Genomic DNA, 20,469 nt, shown 5'->3' on the forward strand with positions numbered 1-20,469 from the left:
GATTAACCATCACCCCGCCGCGGCACGAAGGCGGTGGCGAGGAACGAGAACACCACCTCGCCGCGCTGGTTGGTGCCGGTATTGCGGGCCTGCACGATGCCCCATTCGGGACGCTTCTCCGAGGTCCGCTTGGTTTCAACTACACTGGAAAAGTGGATAGTGTCGCCGGCCAGCACCGGCTTGATCCAGCGCAATTCACGAAAGCCCGGCGAGGGCCCCCACACCGCGACCTTCTCGCCGCGCGCGACAGCCTCGGCCGTCAAGCGCTTGCCGTCGGCGACCAGGAGCTTCATGCACACCGCCGCAACGTGCCAGCCCGATGCGGCCAGCCCCCCGAACAGGGATTTGCGCCCCTCTTCCTCATCGAGGTGAAAGCGCTGCGGATCGAACTGCGCGGCAAACCTCTTGATGTCGTCGGCGGTGAAGGTGAACGAGCCAAACTCGCGCTGCGCGCCGATCTCGATGTCCTCGAAGAAACGCATCGCTACTCCGCTCCTGCTTCAAGGCGCCGGCGCACGATCATCGGGGACTCCATCTCGCAGAGTACGACCACGGCCGCGTTGCGGATCGTACTCATGAGGGTCACGATGCCGGTTTCGGGACGACTGTTCGAAATCCTGGCCTCCGCGACATCGACATCCAGCGTCAGGTCATCGCCCGGTCGGAGCGGCGCCAGCCAGCGCATCTCGTTGACGCCGGGCGAGCCGAGCGAGGCGGTACGGCCGATAAAGCCGTCGAACAGCATCCGCATCATGATCGAGCCGAGATGCCAGCCCGAACCGGACAGGCCCTTCAGCATCGACGCCTTGGCCGCCTCCTCGTCCAGATGCATCGGCTGCGGATCGAATTCGGCGGCAAAGGCCAGAATCTCCTCGCGCGTGACGTGGCGCGGTCCGAATGTGCCGAAATGGCCGGGCGCGAAGTCTTCGAAGGTCAGCGTTGTCATCTATCATCGATTTGGATTGAGGATTACGGCGGGGAAGCCTGAATGTGGCCGTTATTTGCAGCAATCTCAACCCGTCCACCCGCATGGCTCGTTCGCCAGAGGCGAGTACCGTTCCCGGCGCTCGGCCCTGACTTGCCCGAAGCAGTTTTCGGGGCTAGCCCTGTGCCATCTGGGACCAGGTTTTTGACTCGCCGGAGAACCATCGATGCTCGATTTTCAGGATCTGTTTCAGTGGGACCGCTTCATCACGCCCACGATCATCAAGACCTTCTACTGGCTGGTCATCAGCTTGATCGTGTTGTTCGGCCTGTCCGGGATCTTCTCGGCACTTGCCGCGATGGCGATCAGCCCGTTCGGCGGATTCATCCTGCTGTTGTCCTCGATCGCCGGTGTCGTGGTCGGCGTGGTGTTTTCGCGCATCGCCGCGGAATTCATCCTGATCGTCTTCCGCATCAATGAGCATCTTGGCGCGATCCGCGATCAGGGGCAGATGCGGTAACCCCCTCACCGTCATTGCGAGCGAAGCGAAGCAATCCACCTCTCCACCCGGGGATAGATGGATTGCTTCGTCGCTTCGCTCCCTTGCGCAAACGCTTCGCGTTTGTCGCAGGCAATGACGTGGAGAGTTCTCAGTTATTAAACCTGAAATGCATCACGTCGCCGTCGGCGACGACATATTCCTTGCCTTCCAGCCTGAGCTTGCCGGCGTCGCGGGCGCCGGCTTCGCCATTCAGCGCGACGTAATCGGCATAGGCGATGGTCTCGGCCCGGATAAAGCCCTTTTCGAAATCGGTATGGATCACGCCGGCCGACGCGGGCGCCTTGGTGCCGCGGTGGATGGTCCAGGCGCGGGCCTCCTTCGGGCCCACGGTAAAATAGGTGATGAGGTCGAGCAGCTGGTAGCCGGCGCGAATCAGGCGGTCGAGGCCGGCCTCTTCAAGACCAAGCGTCTCGAGAAAATCGGCGCGCTCCTCGCGTGACAGGGTCGCGATTTCGGATTCGATCTTGGCCGAGATCACCACCGCGACCGCGCCTTCCTTCTGTGCGTGCTCGAACACCTGTTTTGAGAAGCTGTTGCCGTCCTTGGCCGAACCTTCCTCGACATTGCAGACATAGAGCACCGGCTTCGACGTCAGGAGGCCCAGCATGCCGAAGGCGCGCTCTTCCTCCGGCTTGCGCTCCAGAAACCGCGCCGGCCTGCCGTCGCGCAGCAGCACCAATGCGCGGTTGACGAGGTCGAGCGCTTCCTTGGCGTCCTTGTCGTTGCCCTTGGCCTTCTTGGCGAGATTGTCGACGCGCTTTTCAAGGCTGTCGAGGTCGGCGAGCATCAGTTCGGTTTCGATGGTCTCGATGTCGGCCAATGGCGCGATCTTGCCTTCGACATGGGTAATGTCGGAATCCTCGAAACAGCGCACCACATGCGCGACCGCGTCGACCTCGCGAATGGTGGCGAGGAACTGGTTGCCGAGGCCTTCGCCCTTCGAGGCGCCGCGAACGAGGCCCGCGATATCGACGAAGGTCAATCGCGTCGGGATGATCTGCGCGGAGCCTGCGATCGCCGACAGCTTGTCCAACCGAGGATCAGGCACGGCGACCTCGCCGACATTCGGCTCGATGGTGCAGAACGGATAATTCGCCGCCTGCGCCGCTGCCGTCTCGGTCAGCGCGTTGAACAGCGTCGACTTGCCGACATTGGGCAGGCCAACGATACCGCATTTGAATCCCATTTCGTCCTCTGTATCCGTATTCGTCATGCCCAGGCTTGTCCCGGGCATCCACGTTCTCGACTTCCGCCAGCAAGGACGTGGATGGCCGGGACATCTGCGCGAAGACGCGCTTCGCGCTTTGGCCCGGCCATGACGGTGAATAGATCAGGCCGGCTTGTCGCCGCCGTCTTCCTCTTTGTCGAAAAATCCCTTGGCCTGCAGCGCCAGGTGAACCTTGTTCTGGAACGTCGAATCCTTGCCCGTTGCCAGCAAGCCGGCATTCTCGGCCACCGCTTCGCACAGCGCTTCCACCCAGGGGCGGTCGCTCTTGGCGAAATCCGATAGCACGTGGCTGTGCACCAGCTCCTTGACGCCGGGATGACCGATCCCGAGCCGCACCCGGCGGTAGTCGTTGCCGATATGCGAGGAGATCGAGCGTAGCCCGTTATGACCGGCGATGCCGCCGCCGATCTTGATGCGCACTTTCGCCGCCGGCAGTTCGAGCTCGTCCTGAAACACGGTGATGTCGCCGGCGGACAGTTTGAAGAAGTTCGCGGCTTCCTGAACCGCGCGCCCGGACTCGTTCATGTAGGTGGTCGGCCGCAGCAGAACTACCTTCTCGCGATCGAGCGTGCCTTCGGAAGTCTCGCCCTGAAAACGGCGGCGCCACGGTGCGAAACCGTGACGCCGCGCAATTTCGTCGACGGCCATGAACCCGATGTTGTGCCGGTTGTTCGCGTATTTCGAACCGGGGTTACCGAGACCGACAAACAGGCGCATGACGCGGCATCCTGCCGCTGCTTACTTCTTCTTGTCGCCACCAGCCGGCGCTTTCGCGCCAGCCGCCGGAGCCGCAGCACCTGCCGCAGGTGCAGCAGCCGGCGCCGCAGCGGCACCCGCCGCCGGAGCGGCCGTGCCTGAAGCCGCAGCCGCCGCAGCAGCCTTCTGTTCTTCGGCGTAGCCGGACGGCGGCACGATGGTCACCAGCGTCGCGTCCTCACGCGACAACGCCTTCACGCCGGTCGGCAGCTTGATGTCCGAGAGATGCAGCGAGTAGCTGATTTCGAGCGCGCCGGCATCGGCTTCGAGGTACTGCGGGATGTTATCGACCGAGCATTCGAGGTCGACGGTGTGCGTGACGATGTTGATGGTACCGCCGCGCTTGACGCCGGGCGAGGTTTCGCCGTTCACGACGTGCAGGGGGACGCTCACGCGGATGGTCGCGCCTTCGCCGAGGCGCATGAAATCGACATGCAACGGGAAGTCACGGACCGGATCGAGGTGGAAGTCGCGCGGAATCACGCGGTGCTTCTTGCCCTCGAGATCGATGTCGTAAATCGTGGTCAGGAAGCGGCCGGCCAGGATGCGCTGGCGCAGTTCCTTGTCGTCGACCGAAATGGTCACGGGGGGCTGGTTGTTGCCATAGATCACTCCGGGCACTCTCCCGGCGCGACGCTCTGCCCGGGCGGCCCCCTTGCCGCTCTGCGGACGCGCGGTCGCCTTCAATTCCTTGACGGTCGCCATCGTGTTAAGTCCTTGTTTTCTAAAAAGTTAAAGGCCGCATCGCGGCCCGCTGGCGTCCCACAGCAAGCCTCCAGGGGTGCGGGGGCTGCGGACGTGGCGGGCTTTTAGCCCCAAAGGGACGAAATGACAAGGAAATGAAGGGATTTTTTGGCGGGTTGGCCACCCTCCCCTGGAGGGGTCCGAGACGAGCGGAGCTCGCTCGTGGGTCGGCTCGCATCGCAAGATGCGAGACGGGGTGGGGTGATCTCTCAACTCGGGCACTGTCGGGTGTGGAGAGACCGTCACCCCACCCCGCCGCGCGCTTCGCGCCCGTCGACCCTCCCCCTCCAGGGGAGGGTGCCCCCTACCCGTCCGTCTTCAGACTGCGCCGGCATCCGGCGCTGCCGGCGAAATGCCGAGCTTGGCTTCCAGCGCCGCGATCCGGCCCTTCAGCGCCTCATTCTCCTCGCGCGCCAGGCGCGCCATGTCCTTGACCGCGTCGAACTCCTCGCGCTTGACGAGGTCGAGGTCGCGCAGGATGCGTTCGGCCTGGTTGCGCATGACCGTATCGACCTCGCGCTTGACGCCCTGGGCGGCGCCGGCGGCGTCGTTCATCAAACGGCCGATCTCATCGAAAAACCGATTGCTGGTCTGGGTCATCTGAAAACGCTCCGGTCGCTGCAAATTGATCGTCACCGACATGACAATGGCGATCCCCAGAGCGGGGTTCAAGGGCAAGGTTCAAGTGCGCGGTTCAAGACTGACGGCCGTTCGCCTTGTCATGCCCGCCTTTCCTTGCAATCGTATCGAACGTCCAGCCAGCCCCCAGAGTCACAAAGCAAGAAGAAGCGCCCATGATCGACCAGCAGATCGATATTGCGACCAAGGACGGCAAGACCACGACCTTCATCACCCATCCCGAACGCGGCGGGCCGTTTCCGATCATCATCTTCTACATGGATGCGCCGGCGATCCGCGAGGAACTGCGCGACATGGCGCGGCGGCTCGGCACCTCGGGCTATTACGTGATGCTGCCCAATATGTATTACCGCTCCGGCGTCATGGAGCTCGGACCGATCCCGCCGGATCCGGAAGCGCCCGAGCGCAAGCGGATGTTCGGCTTCATGAACTCCATCAACATTCCCATGGTGATGGAAGACACCAAGGCGCTGCTCGCCTATGCCGAGACGCAGGAAGCGGCGAATACAAAGATCGTCGGCAGCCTCGGCTACTGCATGAGCGGCCGCTACGCGGTCAACGCGGCGACGCATTTTCCGGATCGCGTGAAGGCGGCGGCTTCGATCTACGGCACGCATCTCGCAACCGACCTGCCCGACAGCCCGCATCTCGCTGCAAGCAAGACCAAGGCCGAACTCTATTTCGCCTGCGCCGAGACCGACATCTATGCGCCGCAGGAGATTATCGACAAGGTAGCAGCCGGCATGAAGGGATCGAACAACGAGGTCGAGATCTACCCTGGCACCCATCACGGTTTCGCCTTCCCGAAGCGTCCGGTCTATCACCGCGATGCCGCCGAGCGGCATTGGGAGCGGCTGCTGGCGCTCTATCGCCGCAACCTCGTGCCGTAGGCATCGCACCGGATGCCCTTCCTCACCATCACCTTTCCGGCAATCGATCCCGTCGCCATCTCGATCGGACCGCTCGCGATCCGATGGTATGCGCTGGCCTATATCAGCGGCATCGTGATCGGATGGATATATGCGCGCGCGCTGATCAGAAGCGAGAAATTGTGGGGCGGGCCGGCGCCGATCGCGCCCCTGCAACTCGACGACTTCATTCTCTGGGTCACCCTCGGCATCATCCTCGGCGGCCGTACCGGCTATGTGCTGTTCTACAACCCCGCCTTCTTCATCGAGCATCCCGCCGCCATTCTCAAATTATGGGAGGGCGGCATGTCCTTTCACGGCGGCTTTCTCGGCTGCGTCGCCGCGGTGATGCTGTTTGCGCTCAAGAACAATATCCCCATCCTGTCGCTTGGCGACATCACGACCGCGGTCGCTCCGATCGGAATATTCCTCGGGCGCCTCGCCAACTTCATCAAAGGCGAGTTGTGGGGGCGGGAGGCGGATGCCAGCGTACCCTGGAGAATGGTCTTTCCCGATGACGCGAAACAACTTTTCCGCCATCCAAGCCAGCTCTACGAAGCGGCGCTTGAGGGTATCCTGCTGTTTGCGATCCTGGCGATCATGGTCCGGATGGGCGCGTTGAAGCGGCCGGGCCTGATCCTCGGCAGCTTCATCACGATTTACGCGCTGGCGCGCATTACCAGCGAGTTCTTCCGTGAACCGGACCCGCAGCTCGGATTTTTGTGGGGTGGGCTGACCATGGGTATGCTTTTGTCGGTACCCATGATCATTGTCGGGGCCATCCTGATCATGAAGGCATGGCGCCGCAAGGCGCCGGAGCATATAGAGAAGTCGACTTAAGGCAGGCCGTGACCGAATTCTCGCCGTTGCAGTCGGAGATCCACAAGCTGATCAGATCGTCAGGACCGATGCCGGTCTGGCGGTACATGGAATTGTGCCTGATGCATCCCGAGCACGGCTATTACGTGTCGCGCGATCCATTGGGCCGCGAGGGCGATTTCACCACCGCGCCCGAGGTCAGCCAGATGTTCGGCGAACTGCTCGGCCTGTGGACGGCCTCGGTATGGAAGGCAATCGGGTCGCCGCCGATGCTGCGGCTGGTCGAACTCGGCCCCGGCCGCGGCACCATGATGGCGGATGCGCTCCGCGCGGTCCGGGTGCTGCCGCCGCTCTATCAATCGCTCCATATCGATCTCGTCGAGATCAACCCCGTGCTGCGCGAAAAACAGCGTGCGATGCTGTCAGGCGCCCGCAACATCAGCTGGCATGACAGCATCGACGACGTGCCCGAGGGCCCCGCGGTCATTCTGGCCAACGAATATTTCGACGTGCTGCCGATCCATCAGGTGGTCAAACGCGAGACCGGCTGGCACGAGCGCGTCGTCAACCTCGACGCCAATGGCAAGTTGGTATTCGCAGCTTCCGACGAGCCGATGCCGCGCTTCGAGGTGTTGCTGCCGCCGCTGGTGCGCGCCGCCCCTGTCGGCGCCGTGTTCGAATGGCGGCCGGACACCGAAATGATGAAGATCGCGACGCGGGTGCGCGACCAGGACGGCGCGGCGCTGATCATCGATTACGGCCATCTGCGCAGCGACGCCGGCGACACCTTCCAGGCGATCGCCCGCCACAGCTTTGCCGATCCCCTGAGGAATCCCGGCCAGGCCGACGTCACCGCCCATGTCGATTTCCAGGCGCTGGCGCGCGCGGCGGAAGATGTCGGCGCGCGCGTTCACGGCCCGGTGACGCAGGGCGAATTCCTCAAACGGCTCGGCATCGAGACGCGGGCCGTCACGCTAATGGGAAAAACCACGCCGGAAGTTTCCGCCGATATTTCCGCCGCGCTGAAGCGCCTGACCGACAGCGGTCGCGGCGGTATGGGATCGATGTTCAAGGTGCTTGCGGTCACCGAACCCAACCTCACCTCGGTCGCGGGCCTCAGCGACGAACCGCCGGCGCCTGGAGATGAAACAGCATGACGTTCGGATCGTCGCTGCTCGCAGCCATTCCCGGGCTGCGCCACGCGTTCTTCACCCGCGAGGGCGGGATATCCAGCGGAATTTACCAAAGCCTCAATGGCGGACTCGGCTCCAATGACGACCCGGCCAGTGTCGCGGAAAATCGCCGCCGGATGGCCGAGCAAATGGGCGTTGCGCCCGAGCGCCTGCTCAGCGCGCACCAGATCCATTCGCCCGACGTCGTGGTGGCGACCGGACCATGGCAGGGCGACAAACCGCGCGCTGACGCACTCGTCACAAGCACCGAAGGCATCGCCATCGGCGTCACCGCCGCGGATTGCGGACCCGTTCTGTTTGCCGACGCAAGCGCGCGCGTGATCGGCGCGGCGCATGCCGGCTGGAAGGGCGCGCTGACGGGCGTGCTGGAATCGACCATCGAGGCGATGGAAAAACTCGGCGCTGACCGCTCCGGCATCGTCGCCGCCATCGGCCCGCTGATCCGCCAGCACTCCTATGAGGTCGGCAGCGAATTCGTCGAGCGTTTTCTGGACGCTGACGCGGAGAATGCCGTGTTCTTCATCCCCTCGGTTCGATCAGGCCATGCCATGTTCGATCTCGCCGGCTTCATCCGCATGCGGCTGGAGAATGCCGGCGTGCTTGTCATCGACGATATCGGCGTCGATACCTATTCCGACGAGCGCTTCTACAGCTACCGCCGCTCGGTGCACCGGAAAGAACCGGACTACGGCCGCCACGTCCACGCGATTGCGCTGGCGCGCGAGTAGCGTCAGAGGTCCAGAACCAGGCGCACGCCCGCCGATCCGGCGACGCAGACCATCAGGCTGCGGGCGCGCTCGGCCGGCGATAGCACGCGGTCGCGATGCACGGGGCTGCCCTCGAGCCAGTCGACCTTGCACGCGCCGCAAATGCCGCCGCAGCACGATGCCGGAATGTCGATGCCGAGATCGAGAAGTGCGGCGAGCATGGTTTGTCCGGGCTCGACGCGAGTTTCGATCTGCGAGCGCGCCAGCGCAAGCGTGTACGGCCGTGAATTGGGATCAGCCGGCAATGCCGGCGGCACGAAGCGCTCGACATGGACGCGCTCACCCGGCCAGTCACGCGAAGCCCGCTCGAAGTCGTCGATCATGCCGGCGGGGCCGCAACATCCGATCGCCGTTTTGGGCGCCGGCAGGCCGATCAGTGCGGCAAGATCCGGCCGTCCGGCTGTAGCCGTATCGTGCAGGATCACATGCCCGCTTTGCACGAATGGCGCCACCTGGCGCGCCAGCGGCGGCTCGCCGCGCGTCAGCAGGTGCAGCGTGAAGTCCGGCCGCCCGATCCGCAGCAGCAACGCTGCCGCTGACAAGAACGGCGTGATGCCGATGCCGCCCGCGACGAAGATGAAGCGGGAGATCGCCGCGTCCAAAACCAATCCGCCGCGCGGCAGCGAAACGCCGATCACGTCGCCGACCCTGACCTGATCGTGCAGCTTCGCCGAGCCGCCGCGCCCGGCCGGCTCGCGCTTGACGGCCACGCGATAGCATTTGTTGTCGGCGGGGTCGTTGCACAGCGAATAGGTTCGAACCATTCCGCCGGGCAGACGCAAATCGATATGCGCACCGGCGCGAAAGGGCGGCAGCTCCCAGCAGTCGGGGTCGACCAGTGAGAACAATTTGACGTCCGGCCCGGCGTCCTCGATGGACTCGACAATCGTCGTGACCGTCGTGATCGGAGCAGCCATTACTGGAAATTCCGCACGGCGTCGCCGATGCGCACGATCCCGCCCTTGAGGATCTTGCAGTTAAGCCCGGATCGGTTGATCAGCGGATCGAAAATCGCCTTGCCGGTGATCTCTTCGATGTGCCGGCAAGGGATCGACAGCCGCGTCGCTTCCAGCAGGGTTTCCCCGAGCCAGAAGCGACGTCCGACCAGATGAGTGAGCGGCACGCCTTCGACGGTGACGTTGCGCCGGTGCTCCTCGGGCCCGAGCTCGATACTGGCGTCGCGCTTCAGCGCCACCAGCGTTTCGAACTCGAACAGCGTCACCTGCCGTCCCTCTTCGGGCTTGTGCGAATAAAAGCCCGCTTCCCGACCGATCATGTAGCGATCGCCCTCGATGCCCTTGCCTTCGACCAGCTTGATCTCGTGCATCTCGCGCATCGGCAGGAAGGCACGCGGCGTAACATGGAGGTGGCGGACGACGCCGGTCCAGCCCGGCACGACCGCGCCGCGGTCGGATGTCTGGATGGTATCGAGCATCACGTCAGCTCCTTGTTGGCCGTTTCCGGTGCAACGAATGTCGCGATCGCGGTGATCAGCGCGCAGGCGATCAGAAACAGCGAGACCGGCCAGGTGGCGCCGCCGGCCCAGGTCATCAGTGACGCTGCGATCAGCGGGCTCAGTCCGCCGCTCAAGGCCGCACCGACCTGGAAGCCGAGCGAGGCGCCGGTATAGCGCAGCCGTGCGGTGAACAGTTCGGAATACCAGGGCGCCCCGATGCCGAACATCACCATCTGGCCAAAGCTGATCGCAACCACGATGGTCAGGATCACGATCGTCGGATCGCGGGTGTCGAGCAGCCAGAACAGCGGGAATGCGAATAGTGCCGAGAACAGACAGCTGGCATAGAACATCGTCTTGCGGCCGAGCTTGTCCGACATCCACCCAAACAGGGGAATCGAGAACAGCGCGACGAACGACGCAATGAATGCGCCGTTGAGGATCAGCCCGCGCGATAGTCCGAGACGCGAGGTTGCATACGACATCACGAAGACGCCGGCGATACTGGCATAGGCGATCTCCGAGATCTTCAGGCACACCGCGGTGAAGAACGGGCGGCGATGATATTTGAAGACGTCGAGGACCGGCATCCTTGCGACCTCGTTCCTCGCCTTGAGCTGACGGAAGGCCGGCGTCTCCTCCATGCGCAGCCGTATCCACAGGCCGACGCCGACCAGGAGCACGGAGATCAGGAACGGAATGCGCCATCCCCACGCCATGAATTCGCTCTCCGGCAGCTGCGACACCAGCGCAAACATGCCGATCGCCGCCAGGTTCCCGATGGGATTGCCGACCTGAACCATGCTGCCGAACAATCCGCGCCGGTTCTTCGGCGCGTTCTCGACGACCATCAGCACGGCGCCGCCCCACTCGCCGCCGAGGCCGATGCCTTGCAGGAAGCGCAACACGACCAGCAACACCGGAGCCGCGACGCCGATCTGCTGATAGGTCGGCAACAAACCGATCAGGAAAGTGCCGAGCCCCATTAAGATGATCGTAACGGCGAGCATCGCCTTGCGGCCGACCTTGTCGCCGAAATGGCCGAAGATCGCGGCACCCAGCGGCCGGGCCAGGAAGCCGACGGCATAGGTGCCGAAGGCGGCAATGGTCGCCAGCGCCGGATCGCCAGCGGCGAAAAACACCTTGTTGAACACCAGCGCGGTCGCGGCACCGTAGATCAGGAAGTCGTACCACTCGACGGCGGTGCCGATCACGCTCGACCACACGATACGCCGCAGATTTGCGGCGTCGTCCGAGACGCTAGCGGTGGAGAATCCTTCTGCAACGGTCATCGGTCGCTCCTTGAAAAGACATGTTCAGTTTCAGGCGCAGTTTTCCGTTCCGCATCGCGGCTCCCCGCGGCGCAGTTCGGTCGTCTCAGCAATTTTCGCTGGTTGGTTCAGCCGCCCCAGCGTGGACGTCGGCGCTCGGGGTACGGCCGCAACCGCCGCGATCTCCGCGCTGGAAAAAGCTGCAGCATAAGATCGGCCCTTCGAACCTCCGTGCGTGCTCGAAAGCGACCATGTTTACTTATAGAAATCAACGTCGCGAAAAGCGGCATTTGGCGAGGAAGTCGGCAAAAGGCAGGGAATGCTAAATAAATAGCCTAAAACAGCGGATTTTCGCACATCTTTGCCTATATTTTCCCAGCCGTTGCTGTAAATTCCTGCAATGCAAATGTTTACTAGTAGGACGATATCGGCCATCCCGCTTTCGTTGTATGCGTATTGGTGCCTGATGCCCGGAGCCGCACCAGCTGGACGATCCTGGAAGGAGATCCGCTTTGCTTGACGTCAGCAGGACTGCCGGAGTGGGCCTCAATCTGCGCAGATTGCGCGCGGCCAAGGGACTGACGCTGGACCGGCTCGCCAGCATGAGCGAACTCACGCGCGGCTATATCTCGTTGGTCGAGCGCGGTCTGAAGGCGCCGTCGATTGCGGCGCTGCTTCGCATGGCCGCCGCACTGGACGTCAACGTCGCTTATTTCTTCGATTCGAAATCGAGCGCCGCGCCGCGGTACACCGTCCACCGGCATCAGGAAGAAGGTGCCGATCCCATGAAGAATGGATCGTTCGGACTGATGGCTTTGGCAGCCGCGCGTCCGCACAAGAGCATGGAGCCGTTTCTGTTCATGCCACCGTTCAAGTCGTCACGGAATTCGACCGCCGCAAACGAGACGATTCAACGGGCGTTCCATTCCGGCGAGGAGATGCTGTTCGTCGTCAGCGGGCGGGTCGCGATCGAGCTCGATGGTGAAGAGCTCAAGCTCGAAAAGGGCGATTGCCTGTATTTCTCCGGGGAGATGCCGCACCAGGTGCACAGCCTGGGCCGGCAAAAGGCGGAAGTCCTTGTGGTTATTGCGGCTGGCCGGACCGAGCCAGGTTAAAGACAGACCGTGATATCCCCTACCTGACCCGCAACACCACCTTGCCGCGCGCCCGGCCTGCTTCGAGATAGGTCAGCGCATCGGGCAACTGCTCGAAGGCGAATTCGCGATCGACCACCGGCCTGATCGCGCCGCGATCGACGAGCCCGGCGATCTCTTGATCGCCGTTCGGCTCTGTGAAGAAACCAGCAACAGGACGCGCCGGCCTTGGCGCTCGCGGCATAGACCTTGCGGCTCATCAGCCGGACCGCCACACCGACCAGCCTGCCCGCGCCCTCACGGCGGGCGGACGTGGTCGGCGATCGCGCCATAGCCGTCGAGGACAAAGGCTCGCATGGACCATCCCTGCGGAGTTGAAGAATTCTGGCAACAACAAGGTGAACGGGCGCGAGCTCGACGCAATCTTTTTGGGGGGCCGGTGCAGCCGCTGCCCTAGACCTTAACACATTTTAACGATATCGCAGGGAACAATGAGCAACACCGTTCCAGCTTCGTGCCTGCAAGCGCCGCGCGCCATGATCGCGGCAGTGCTGCTTGTCGTCGCCTCGGCGCTCGGCGGCTGTGCCGGCGGAGGCGCAGCCAGCGGCTCGTATGCGATGGTTTCGACGGGCAGCGGTCCGACCGTGGCGTTCGAATCGATCGACGGCCCGCCGCCGCAGGTGTTCGACCGGATGGTCAGCGTGCTCGACAGCGAATCGAAGCTGCGCAACCTGTCGATCGTCTCCCGCGAGGGCGGGGCTTCCTACCGCGTGCGCGGCTATCTCTCGGCGCAGGTGGTGCGCGGCAAGACCGTGATCGCCTGGGTCTGGGACGTCTACGACAACAACCAGCAGCGCGCGCTGCGGCTTTCCGGCGAAGAAGCGGCCGGCAAGGCCGGACGCGACGCCTGGGCGGCGGCCGACGACCTCGTATTGCGCAAGATCGCGCAGGCCGGCCTCAGTGGTCTGTCAGGTATGATTAACGGAATTCCGGATGCCGCGCCGGCCCCGGCCCCCGAGCGCCGCGGTCCCGCAGTCGCGAGTGTGGAAAGCGCCGTACCCGCGCAGGATGCGCTCGCCGTCACCTCGCTCAGCTACAGCGCCCAATAGGCGCCCCCGTAAAAGTCACGTATTTGCCGTTTTTTGACCGGGAAAACCGGGCCGACGGGTTGCCAGCCAAGCCACCCGCCTGATATCTCCTCGCCCATCAAAAGCGCCGGTTCCGAGGATTTCTCGATATGCTGAACGTCGTATCCAGCAAGGCGCGAGGAGAAGCGTTGATGGCGGCCAAAAACGGCTCGATCAAGCTGGTCGCCGGCAATTCCAACCCGGCGCTGGCGCAGGCCATCGCCGAAGGGCTGAACCTGCCGCTGACCAAGGCCAGCGTCCGCCGCTTTGCCGACAACGAAATCTTCGTCGAGGTGCTCGAGAACGTGCGCGGCTCGGACGCGTTTATCATCCAGTCGACGTCGTTTCCGGCCAACGACCACCTGATGGAATTGCTGATCATCACCGATGCGCTGCGCCGCTCGTCCGCGCGCCGCATCACGGCGGTGATCCCCTATTTCGGCTACGCCAGGCAGGATCGCAAGGTCGGCTCGCGCGCACCTATTTCGGCCAAGCTGGTCGCCAACCTGATCACGCATGCCGGCATCGATCGCGTCATGACGCTCGACCTGCATGCCGGCCAGATCCAGGGCTTCTTCGACATCCCGACCGACAATCTCTACGCTTCGCCGCTGATGGTGCGCGATATCAAGGAACGCTTCGACCTCGCCAACGTGATGGTGGTGTCGCCCGACGTCGGCGGCGTGGTACGCGCCCGCGGTCTCTCCAAGCGCATTAACGCGCCGCTCGCCATCATCGACAAGCGCCGCGAGCGCGCCGGCGAGTCCGAAGTCATGAACGTGATCGGCGACTGCGCCGGTTACACCTGCATCCTGATCGACGACATCGTGGATTCCGGCGGCACGCTGGTGAACGCGGCGGACGCGCTGCTCGCCAACGGCGCCAAGGATGTCTACGCCTACATCTCCCATGGTGTGCTGTCGGGCGGCGCGGCGGCGCGTATCGCCGGCTCGCGGCTGAAGGAACTCGTCATCACCGACTCCATCCTGCCGACCGAGGCGGTCACCAAGGCCGCCAACATCCGCACGCTGTCAATCGCGCCCCTGATCGCGGAAGCGATCAGCCGCACCGCGTCGGAAGAATCGGTGTCGAGCCTGTTCGACTAGATCGGACTTCGTAGGGTGGGCAAAGCGAAGCGTGCCCACCATCCATCCACGAGTCGTTTCCCGATTGGTGGGCACGCTACGCAGCTTTAGTCTAGAGCGGCCTCACTCAAATCCCGGCCGCGGCACCAGGTTCATCAGCATATTGGCGTAGCCGCCGTCGACCATGATCTCGTCGCCGTTCACATAGGACGCGCGGTCGCTGGCCAGGAACAGGATCGCATCGGCGATGTCCTGCGGCATGCCGACCCGCCGCATCGGCACCACCGCGGCGCGCCGCTCGGTTACCCCAGGCGTATCGTAAAAGGCCTGGCTCATCGGCGTGATCACCATGCCGGGGCTGACGACGTTGCTGCGGATTCCATGCGGCCCCCATTCGTTGGCGAGCTGCCGCGACAGCATGATCACGCCGGCCTTGCTGACGCTGTAGGCGCCGCTCTGCCCCTGCGCATTGCTGCCGGCGATCGAGGCCACGTGAACCAGGCTGCCACGGCCAAGCTTGCGCATCTGCCGGCCGAAAACCTGTGCGCAGACGAAATAGCCGGTCAAGTTGACCGACAGAACCGCGTTCCATTCGGCAAGCGACAACGAGTCGAGCGCGCCGGGCCGCAACACCGCCGCGGTATTGACCAGCACATCGCACGGCCCCAGCGATTTCTCGATCGTCGCTGACGCTGATGTCACGCCCTCGACATCAGACGTGTCGCAACGTGCGATGACATGCTCGGCGCCAAGCTTGCCGAGTTCTTCGCGCGTCACTTCAAGACCGCGCTCATCGAGATCGATCGCGGCGACGCGGGCGCCCGCCTGGGCGAAACTGACGGCGACGGCGCGGCCGATCCCGCCACCGCCACCCGTCACCACGCAGACTCGGCCTGACAGGCCGAGCCAATCGGAAGGGTCTTGTTCGGTTCTGACCATCGATGACTCCAATCCAACGCCATGCTCGTCATTGCCTGCGACAAACGCGAAGCGTTTGTGCAAGGGAGCGCAGCGACGAAGCAATCCATCTTTCTTGCGGCGCTATGGATTGCTTCGCTTCGCTCGCAATGACGGAGATCTTACCCGACGATCCCCGCGGCCACCTGTCCGCGCAGCCGCTCCAAACTGTGCAGCGTGTTGGCGCAAGCTTCCGCGACCTCGATACCCTTGATGACGAAATGCTTGCGGAAGAAGTCGTGATGCACGGCGCTGTCGTGGAACTGCTGCGGTGTCAGCACCGCGGAGAATACCGGCACCTCGGTTCTGAGCTGCACATCCATCAGCGCCTTGATCACTGTGTCGGCGACGAATTCGTGGCGGTAGATGCCGCCGTCGACCACGAGGCCGGCGGCCACGATCGCGGTGTAGCGCCGCGTCTTGGCGAGCAGTTGCGCATGCAGGGGTATCTCGAACGAACCCGGCACCTCGAACAGATCGACCTGCGCGCGCGTGATATGGCGCGCCTCGATCTCTTCGAGGAATGCGATGCGGCACTCCTCGACGACGTCGCGGTGCCAGGACGACTGCACGAAGGCGATCCGCTGCGGCTTGACGAAACGCGGATGCGCCGGTGCCGGTGGACGCTCGGGCACGTCAGGGACGTGGCTCGTTTCAACAGTTTGGGGTGGGGATTGGACTTCAGGCTCTTGCAACATCTGATTCATGGCTTTCCTCTTTCAGGACCAGAATCAGGGCATACGGAACGACGTCAGCCCACGCGCAAACGCGCGAAGGCCGCCGCAAACCGTTCTCTTTCATCCGGACTGTAACCGTCGGCTTCGGATTCACACCGAATCTGCTGACCCTTCTTCTCGGGAGAGAAGAAGGCGCTCGCGGGCTTGGGCTACGTCACCCTTACCGCCGGTGGGGATTTTCACCCCGCCCTGAGAACATCGGCCGCCCGGAATGGACGACCTGCCTTGAGACTATGACCAACGCCGGGGCGTCAGCAAGCACCTTTGGCATGGGGAAAAGGCATGTCCCCATGCCGCCAGAACAGGGCGCGCAAGCGTAAATCCGCGAACGGCTTTACTCAGGCCGCGGCAATTGGGATAGGCTTGCTGCCAACAGGGGGGCGCACAGCATGAAATTTCTTCTTCGGCGGAATTTCCTCAAACTCGCCGGCGCACTCATCGCTACGCCCGCCTTGCCGCGACTTTCGTCCGCGCTCGATTATCCGACGCGGCCGACGAAAATCGTCGCCGGTTTTGCCGCCGGTGGCGGCGTCGACATCACCGCGCGCCTGATCGGTCAGTGGCTGGCCGACCATCTCGGGCAGCCCTTCGTGGTCGAGAACCGGACCGGCGCCGGCGGCAATATCGGCACCGAGGCGGTCGTGAATGCCGCGCCCGACGGATATACGCTGCTGCTGGCAACCGTCCCGAATGCGGTGAATGCTTCGCTCTACGAAAAGCTCAGCTTCAATTTCGTCCGCGACATCGCGCCGGTCGCCGGCGTCATCCGGGTGCCGATGGTGGTGCTGGTCCACCCCTCGGTATCAGCGCAAACGCTGGCCGAATTCATCGCTTACGCCAAAGCCAATCCCGGAAAGGTCAACATGGCCTCGGCCGGCAGCGGCAGCGCGCCGCACATGGCCGGCGAGCTGTTCAAGATGATGACCGGCGTCGACATGGTCCACGTCCCCTATCGCGGCCAGGGCCCGGCGCTGACGGATCTGCTCGGCGGCCAGGTGCAGATCCTGTTTGCGGCTGCGCCCGGCACCGCCGATCACATCAAGACCGGCAAGCTGCGCGCGCTCGCGGTGACCACGGCCGCGCGCATGGCGGAGCTGCCGGAGATTCCGACCGTGGGCGATTTCGTGGGCGGCTATGAAGCCAGCCAGTGGTACGGCTTCGCCGCGCCGAAAAACACGCCGGCCGAGGTCGTCGAGAAGCTCAACAAGGAAATCAATGCGGCAATCGCCGATCCCGGCATGAAGGCCAAGCTTGCCGCCATCGGCGGCGCGCCGATGCCGGGCTCACCGGCCGATTTCGGCAGGCTGATCGCCGACGAAACCGAGAAGTGGGGCAAGGTGGTCCGCACCGGCGGCCTCAAGCCGGAATAAAAGCCGCGGCGCTCCCGGCTACGTCCCGCGCGCACGTGCCAGCGCCACGCCCGCCAGATAGGCAAAGGCCGCCATCGGCGGATTGATCTCGACGATGTTGCGATGGAGATGCGGACCGGCGTTAACGCACAATTTGCGAACAGGTCTGCGAGATCGGATGCGAGGCGATACATTCACGAATCCTTAAAAAGGCGCGTCCTAGATGTGTCTTTCAACTCCGGGTCATCCCAGCGATACAAACGAGGCAAGCGTGACACTCGCCACCGACGTTTCCCGCACGGATGCCGGAAGGCCCGCTGATCGGCCCTGGCAATGGCCCGTTTTTCAAACCAGGACCTTGGTACCGATCGCCATTGCGCTCGGCTCGCTCCTGGCCGGCGCGATCTACACCTGGTTTGTCGGCGAAGACGTCAACTGGGATTGGCTGAACTACCACGAGTACAATGTCTGGGCGGTCATCAACGACCGCTACGGCATTGACGCGTTGCCGGCCGGCTTTCAGACCTACTTCAATCCGGCCGTCTATTTTCCGGTTTATTATCTGCGCCATCTGCTGCCGCTGCCCTACGGCCTGATGATCATCGGCGCAGTGCACGGCCTCAATTTGCTGCTGATCTATTTTCTCGTCCGCGCCCTGTTGCGGGAAGCGGCGACGGCGAGCGCGATCGGCGCATCGATCCTGATTGCCGCGGTCGGGCCGATGACGCTTTCGGAGGTCGGCACGAGCTTCTCCGACATTCTTACCGCGCTTCCGATTCTGGCCGGCTGCGTCCTGATCCTGTCGGCGGATGGATCGCATCACGGACGCTACGTTCTCGCAGGGCTGCTGATCGGCGCCGCCGTCGGGCTGAAATTGACCAATGCCGTCTATGCGCTCGGTGCGGCCGCCGCCGTGCTTGTCGCTAGCCGGCCGCTGCTGGCAACGCTCTGCCTCGGAGTCGGCGGCGCGGTCGGTGCGCTGGCGTCGGGTGGCGCGTGGGGGCTGATGCTGTGGCGCGAGCTGGGCAATCCGATTTTCCCGCTCTTCAACGCCGTATTCCAGTCCCGGGAATTGATGCCGATGAACATCATGGACTGGCAATTCCTGCCCCGCAGCATGCTGGACGCGCTGGCGTATCCCTTCTATTGGCTGGTCGGCGACAACAGGAGCTCGGAATATCCGTTCCGCGACGCGCGGTTTGCGATTGCGACGGTGTTGATCGTGCTCGGCATCGGCCGAGGCCTTGTCACACGCACCGATATCTTCACGCGCCGCGATACTCAGTTCCTGCTGTTCTTCACCGTCTCCTATGCGGCATGGCTCGCCGTTTTTTCGATCCAGCGCTACGCGATCGTGCTGGAGCTGTTGTGCGCACCCTTGATCGTCCTGCTGATCCATCGCTGCATCGCCGCCACGCCCGGCTCTGACTCGCTCCGCGTATCTTCGGTGCGCATGAATGCGGTGATGCTTGCCGTAGCCCTGGCCATCGCGCTGTGGTCGCAACCGGGAGACTGGTTCCGCCGCCCCTGGTCCAATCCCTATAATCCGAGCATCTCAAAATCCCTTGAGCAGCCCGCTGTCTATCTTCTTCTCGACAAGCCGCTGGCCTATGTCGCCCCGCTTCTGCCATCACAGTCGCGGTTCTATCAGATCGCCGACATTGCCTTGCCCATGATGCCCGACGGCAAGTTCGACCGCCGCATTCGCGCAGCGTTGGAAAAACCGCTGCCGGGCGGCGCATGGGAATTGCACAGGCGCGGCAAGCCGATCCGCGAGCCATTGCTGGAGCAATATGGCATGCGCGTCGATGCTTCCCGGCCGTGCGTCGAAATCGAAGGCGCGGTGCTGGGGACAGCCATCGAGGCGTGTCCGCTGGTCGCGCGCGAGAAGTAGCCGCAGCGTCTCCGCCGGCCGTCCCCGTCGCGATACGAAATCAGGCCACTCCGGGAAAATTAGGAAAAAATTAACCATTGTGGCATTCCGGCCCGATTTCTCCGGCCGCCGGACTCCGCGGCGCTCGAATCCGATTCCGGTTTGTTCTCAAATTAATAATCATGGCCGCGATCTGCTGTGAACAACGCCGCTTTGGCCTGTGGACGGACTCAGGGGTCAGTTGCGCGGATTCCGCAAATCACATCACTTGAGCCTCGGCAACCCCGGGAGGATCAGCGATCGGGGCGATTGCAGACGGCGCCGGCGCATCAGTTCAACGCGCGCCGTGCTCCGCGTGCGTATCAGAAGAATTCAAAAACAAGGTCGAGACGGCATGTCCCTCCTCGAAGGCATTATCGATTCCCGGAACAACCCGCTCGCGGCGGTCGAGGACATTGCCGCCGAGAACAACTGGGCGTTCGAGCGCTCCGGCGAAGACGAAGTCACCATCGTCTCCAAGGGCAGCTGGACCGACTATCAGCTCTCCTTCACCTGGATGGCCGAGATCGAGGCGCTGCACCTGGCTTCCGCCTTCGACATGAAGATTCCGCCTGCGCGCCGTGCCGAAGTGCAGCGGCTGATCGCGGCGATCAACGAGCAATTATGGGTCGGCCATTTCGACATCTGGACCCATACCGGCATGATCATGTACCGGCAGGCGCTGGTGCTGCCGGGCGGGCTGACCGCCTCGACCGCGCAATGCGAGGCCATGCTGGCCGGCGCCATCCACGCCTGCGAGCGCTACTACCCCGCGTTTCAGTTCGTGGTCTGGGCCGGAAAGACCGCCGCGGAGGCGATGAGCGCGGCGATGTTCGATACCGAGGGCGAGGCGTAGGGGTTTCCGCCGTTCCGGCCGTCGATGTCGTCCCTGCCTAGTGCGCAATTGCGCACGGGGCGCAGGAACCCATGCGCCGTGGCG

At 63.5% G+C, this 20,469-nt stretch carries 24 protein-coding genes and 1 riboswitch; of the genes, 11 read left to right on the forward strand and 13 right to left on the reverse strand.

Annotated features, from left to right (window positions below):
* Positions 1–2: 2 nt before the first annotated feature.
* Positions 3–482 carry a MaoC family dehydratase gene (locus V1286_RS28140; RefSeq protein ID WP_334485134.1) on the reverse strand — a complete coding sequence of 160 codons (480 nt, stop codon included), beginning with the start codon at positions 480–482 and terminating at the stop codon, positions 3–5.
* 2 nt (positions 483–484) lie between these two features.
* Entirely contained in the window at positions 485–946 is a 462-nt protein-coding gene (locus tag V1286_RS28145; protein WP_334485136.1) for a MaoC family dehydratase, read from the reverse strand.
* Positions 947–1,151: 205 nt separating this feature from the next.
* On the opposite strand from V1286_RS28145, the gene V1286_RS28150 reads away from it, so the two are divergent.
* Positions 1,152–1,445 (forward strand): DUF4282 domain-containing protein, encoded by a 294-nt coding sequence (locus V1286_RS28150; RefSeq protein WP_334485138.1) that lies wholly within the window; start codon positions 1,152–1,154, stop codon positions 1,443–1,445.
* A 130-nt stretch (positions 1,446–1,575) separates the two neighbouring features.
* On the opposite strand, the gene ychF is transcribed toward V1286_RS28150, so the two are convergent.
* From ychF to V1286_RS28170, 4 genes are all read right to left on the reverse strand, one after another.
* Entirely contained in the window at positions 1,576–2,673 is a 1,098-nt protein-coding gene (gene ychF / locus V1286_RS28155) for a redox-regulated ATPase YchF (protein ID WP_334489960.1), read from the reverse strand.
* A gap of 144 nt (positions 2,674–2,817) precedes the next feature.
* Entirely contained in the window at positions 2,818–3,432 is a 615-nt protein-coding gene (gene pth / locus V1286_RS28160; RefSeq protein WP_334485140.1) for an aminoacyl-tRNA hydrolase, read from the reverse strand.
* A gap of 21 nt (positions 3,433–3,453) precedes the next feature.
* A complete protein-coding gene (locus V1286_RS28165) occupies positions 3,454–4,176 on the reverse strand; it encodes a 50S ribosomal protein L25/general stress protein Ctc (protein WP_334485142.1) in 723 nt (240 codons plus the stop codon).
* 357 nt (positions 4,177–4,533) lie between these two features.
* Positions 4,534–4,815 (reverse strand): accessory factor UbiK family protein, encoded by a 282-nt coding sequence (locus V1286_RS28170; protein WP_334358219.1) that lies wholly within the window; start codon positions 4,813–4,815, stop codon positions 4,534–4,536.
* A 194-nt stretch (positions 4,816–5,009) separates the two neighbouring features.
* On the opposite strand from V1286_RS28170, the gene V1286_RS28175 reads away from it, so the two are divergent.
* The 4 genes from V1286_RS28175 to pgeF are packed head-to-tail and all read left to right on the forward strand — an operon-like array spanning position 5,010 to position 8,502.
* Positions 5,010–5,744 (forward strand): dienelactone hydrolase family protein, encoded by a 735-nt coding sequence (locus V1286_RS28175; protein WP_334485144.1) that lies wholly within the window; start codon positions 5,010–5,012, stop codon positions 5,742–5,744.
* Positions 5,745–5,756: 12 nt separating this feature from the next.
* Positions 5,757–6,602 (forward strand): prolipoprotein diacylglyceryl transferase, encoded by an 846-nt coding sequence (lgt, locus tag V1286_RS28180; protein ID WP_334485146.1) that lies wholly within the window; start codon positions 5,757–5,759, stop codon positions 6,600–6,602.
* A gap of 8 nt (positions 6,603–6,610) precedes the next feature.
* Positions 6,611–7,738, forward strand: coding sequence for a class I SAM-dependent methyltransferase (locus tag V1286_RS28185; protein ID WP_334485148.1), 1,128 nt, complete (start codon positions 6,611–6,613; stop codon positions 7,736–7,738).
* Entirely contained in the window at positions 7,735–8,502 is a 768-nt protein-coding gene (gene pgeF, locus V1286_RS28190; protein WP_334485150.1) for a peptidoglycan editing factor PgeF, read from the forward strand. Before V1286_RS28185 ends, pgeF begins: the two co-directional genes overlap by 4 nt.
* 2 nt (positions 8,503–8,504) lie before the next feature.
* Here pgeF and V1286_RS28195 read toward each other — a convergent pair whose 3' ends face one another.
* The 4 genes from V1286_RS28195 to V1286_RS28210 form a co-directional block, all read right to left on the reverse strand.
* The gene (locus tag V1286_RS28195) at positions 8,505–9,458 is read right to left on the reverse strand and encodes a PDR/VanB family oxidoreductase (RefSeq protein WP_334485152.1); all 954 of its coding nucleotides are present in this window, start codon (positions 9,456–9,458) and stop codon (positions 8,505–8,507) included.
* Positions 9,458–9,976 (reverse strand): MOSC domain-containing protein, encoded by a 519-nt coding sequence (locus V1286_RS28200; RefSeq protein ID WP_334485154.1) that lies wholly within the window; start codon positions 9,974–9,976, stop codon positions 9,458–9,460. The genes V1286_RS28195 and V1286_RS28200 overlap by 1 nt, the downstream gene beginning before the upstream one ends.
* Positions 9,976–11,289 carry an MFS transporter gene (locus V1286_RS28205; RefSeq protein WP_334485156.1) on the reverse strand — a complete coding sequence of 438 codons (1,314 nt, stop codon included), beginning with the start codon at positions 11,287–11,289 and terminating at the stop codon, positions 9,976–9,978. Before V1286_RS28205 ends, V1286_RS28200 begins: the two co-directional genes overlap by 1 nt.
* A 234-nt stretch (positions 11,290–11,523) precedes the next feature.
* Positions 11,524–11,703, reverse strand: a complete 180-nt coding sequence (locus V1286_RS28210) for a hypothetical protein (protein ID WP_334485158.1) — start codon at positions 11,701–11,703, stop codon at positions 11,524–11,526.
* Positions 11,704–11,780: 77 nt separating this feature from the next.
* On the opposite strand from V1286_RS28210, the gene V1286_RS28215 reads away from it, so the two are divergent.
* A complete protein-coding gene (locus tag V1286_RS28215) occupies positions 11,781–12,383 on the forward strand; it encodes a helix-turn-helix domain-containing protein (protein WP_334485159.1) in 603 nt (200 codons plus the stop codon).
* 19 nt (positions 12,384–12,402) lie between these two features.
* Here V1286_RS28215 and V1286_RS28220 read toward each other — a convergent pair whose 3' ends face one another.
* A complete protein-coding gene (locus tag V1286_RS28220) occupies positions 12,403–12,606 on the reverse strand; it encodes a zinc-binding dehydrogenase (RefSeq protein WP_334485161.1) in 204 nt (67 codons plus the stop codon).
* A 247-nt stretch (positions 12,607–12,853) separates the two neighbouring features.
* On the opposite strand from V1286_RS28220, the gene V1286_RS28225 reads away from it, so the two are divergent.
* Both V1286_RS28225 and V1286_RS28230 read left to right on the forward strand, forming a co-directional pair.
* A complete protein-coding gene (locus tag V1286_RS28225) occupies positions 12,854–13,471 on the forward strand; it encodes a hypothetical protein (protein WP_334485163.1) in 618 nt (205 codons plus the stop codon).
* 170 nt (positions 13,472–13,641) lie between these two features.
* The gene (locus V1286_RS28230; protein ID WP_190242091.1) at positions 13,642–14,595 is read left to right on the forward strand and encodes a ribose-phosphate pyrophosphokinase; all 954 of its coding nucleotides are present in this window, start codon (positions 13,642–13,644) and stop codon (positions 14,593–14,595) included.
* A 102-nt stretch (positions 14,596–14,697) separates the two neighbouring features.
* Here the strand turns inward: V1286_RS28230 and V1286_RS28235 are convergent, their stop codons facing one another.
* Positions 14,698–15,513 carry an SDR family NAD(P)-dependent oxidoreductase gene (locus tag V1286_RS28235; protein WP_334485166.1) on the reverse strand — a complete coding sequence of 272 codons (816 nt, stop codon included), beginning with the start codon at positions 15,511–15,513 and terminating at the stop codon, positions 14,698–14,700.
* Between the two features lie 140 nt (positions 15,514–15,653).
* Positions 15,654–16,238, reverse strand: coding sequence for a 6,7-dimethyl-8-ribityllumazine synthase (locus V1286_RS28240; RefSeq protein ID WP_334485168.1), 585 nt, complete (start codon positions 16,236–16,238; stop codon positions 15,654–15,656).
* A 78-nt stretch (positions 16,239–16,316) separates the two neighbouring features.
* Positions 16,317–16,469, reverse strand: a riboswitch (FMN riboswitch).
* 188 nt (positions 16,470–16,657) lie between these two features.
* On the opposite strand from V1286_RS28240, the gene V1286_RS28245 reads away from it, so the two are divergent.
* From V1286_RS28245 to V1286_RS28255, 3 genes are all read left to right on the forward strand, one after another.
* Positions 16,658–17,638 (forward strand): Bug family tripartite tricarboxylate transporter substrate binding protein, encoded by a 981-nt coding sequence (locus V1286_RS28245; RefSeq protein WP_334485170.1) that lies wholly within the window; start codon positions 16,658–16,660, stop codon positions 17,636–17,638.
* Between the two features lie 250 nt (positions 17,639–17,888).
* Positions 17,889–19,511 carry a glycosyltransferase family 87 protein gene (locus V1286_RS28250; RefSeq protein ID WP_334485172.1) on the forward strand — a complete coding sequence of 541 codons (1,623 nt, stop codon included), beginning with the start codon at positions 17,889–17,891 and terminating at the stop codon, positions 19,509–19,511.
* A 373-nt stretch (positions 19,512–19,884) separates the two neighbouring features.
* The gene (locus V1286_RS28255; protein ID WP_108522035.1) at positions 19,885–20,385 is read left to right on the forward strand and encodes a type III secretion system chaperone family protein; all 501 of its coding nucleotides are present in this window, start codon (positions 19,885–19,887) and stop codon (positions 20,383–20,385) included.
* Positions 20,386–20,469: the final 84 nt, after the last annotated feature.

It is taken from the genome of Bradyrhizobium algeriense (assembly GCF_036924595.1).
In the GTDB taxonomy this organism is placed as follows: domain Bacteria; phylum Pseudomonadota; class Alphaproteobacteria; order Rhizobiales; family Xanthobacteraceae; genus Bradyrhizobium; species Bradyrhizobium algeriense.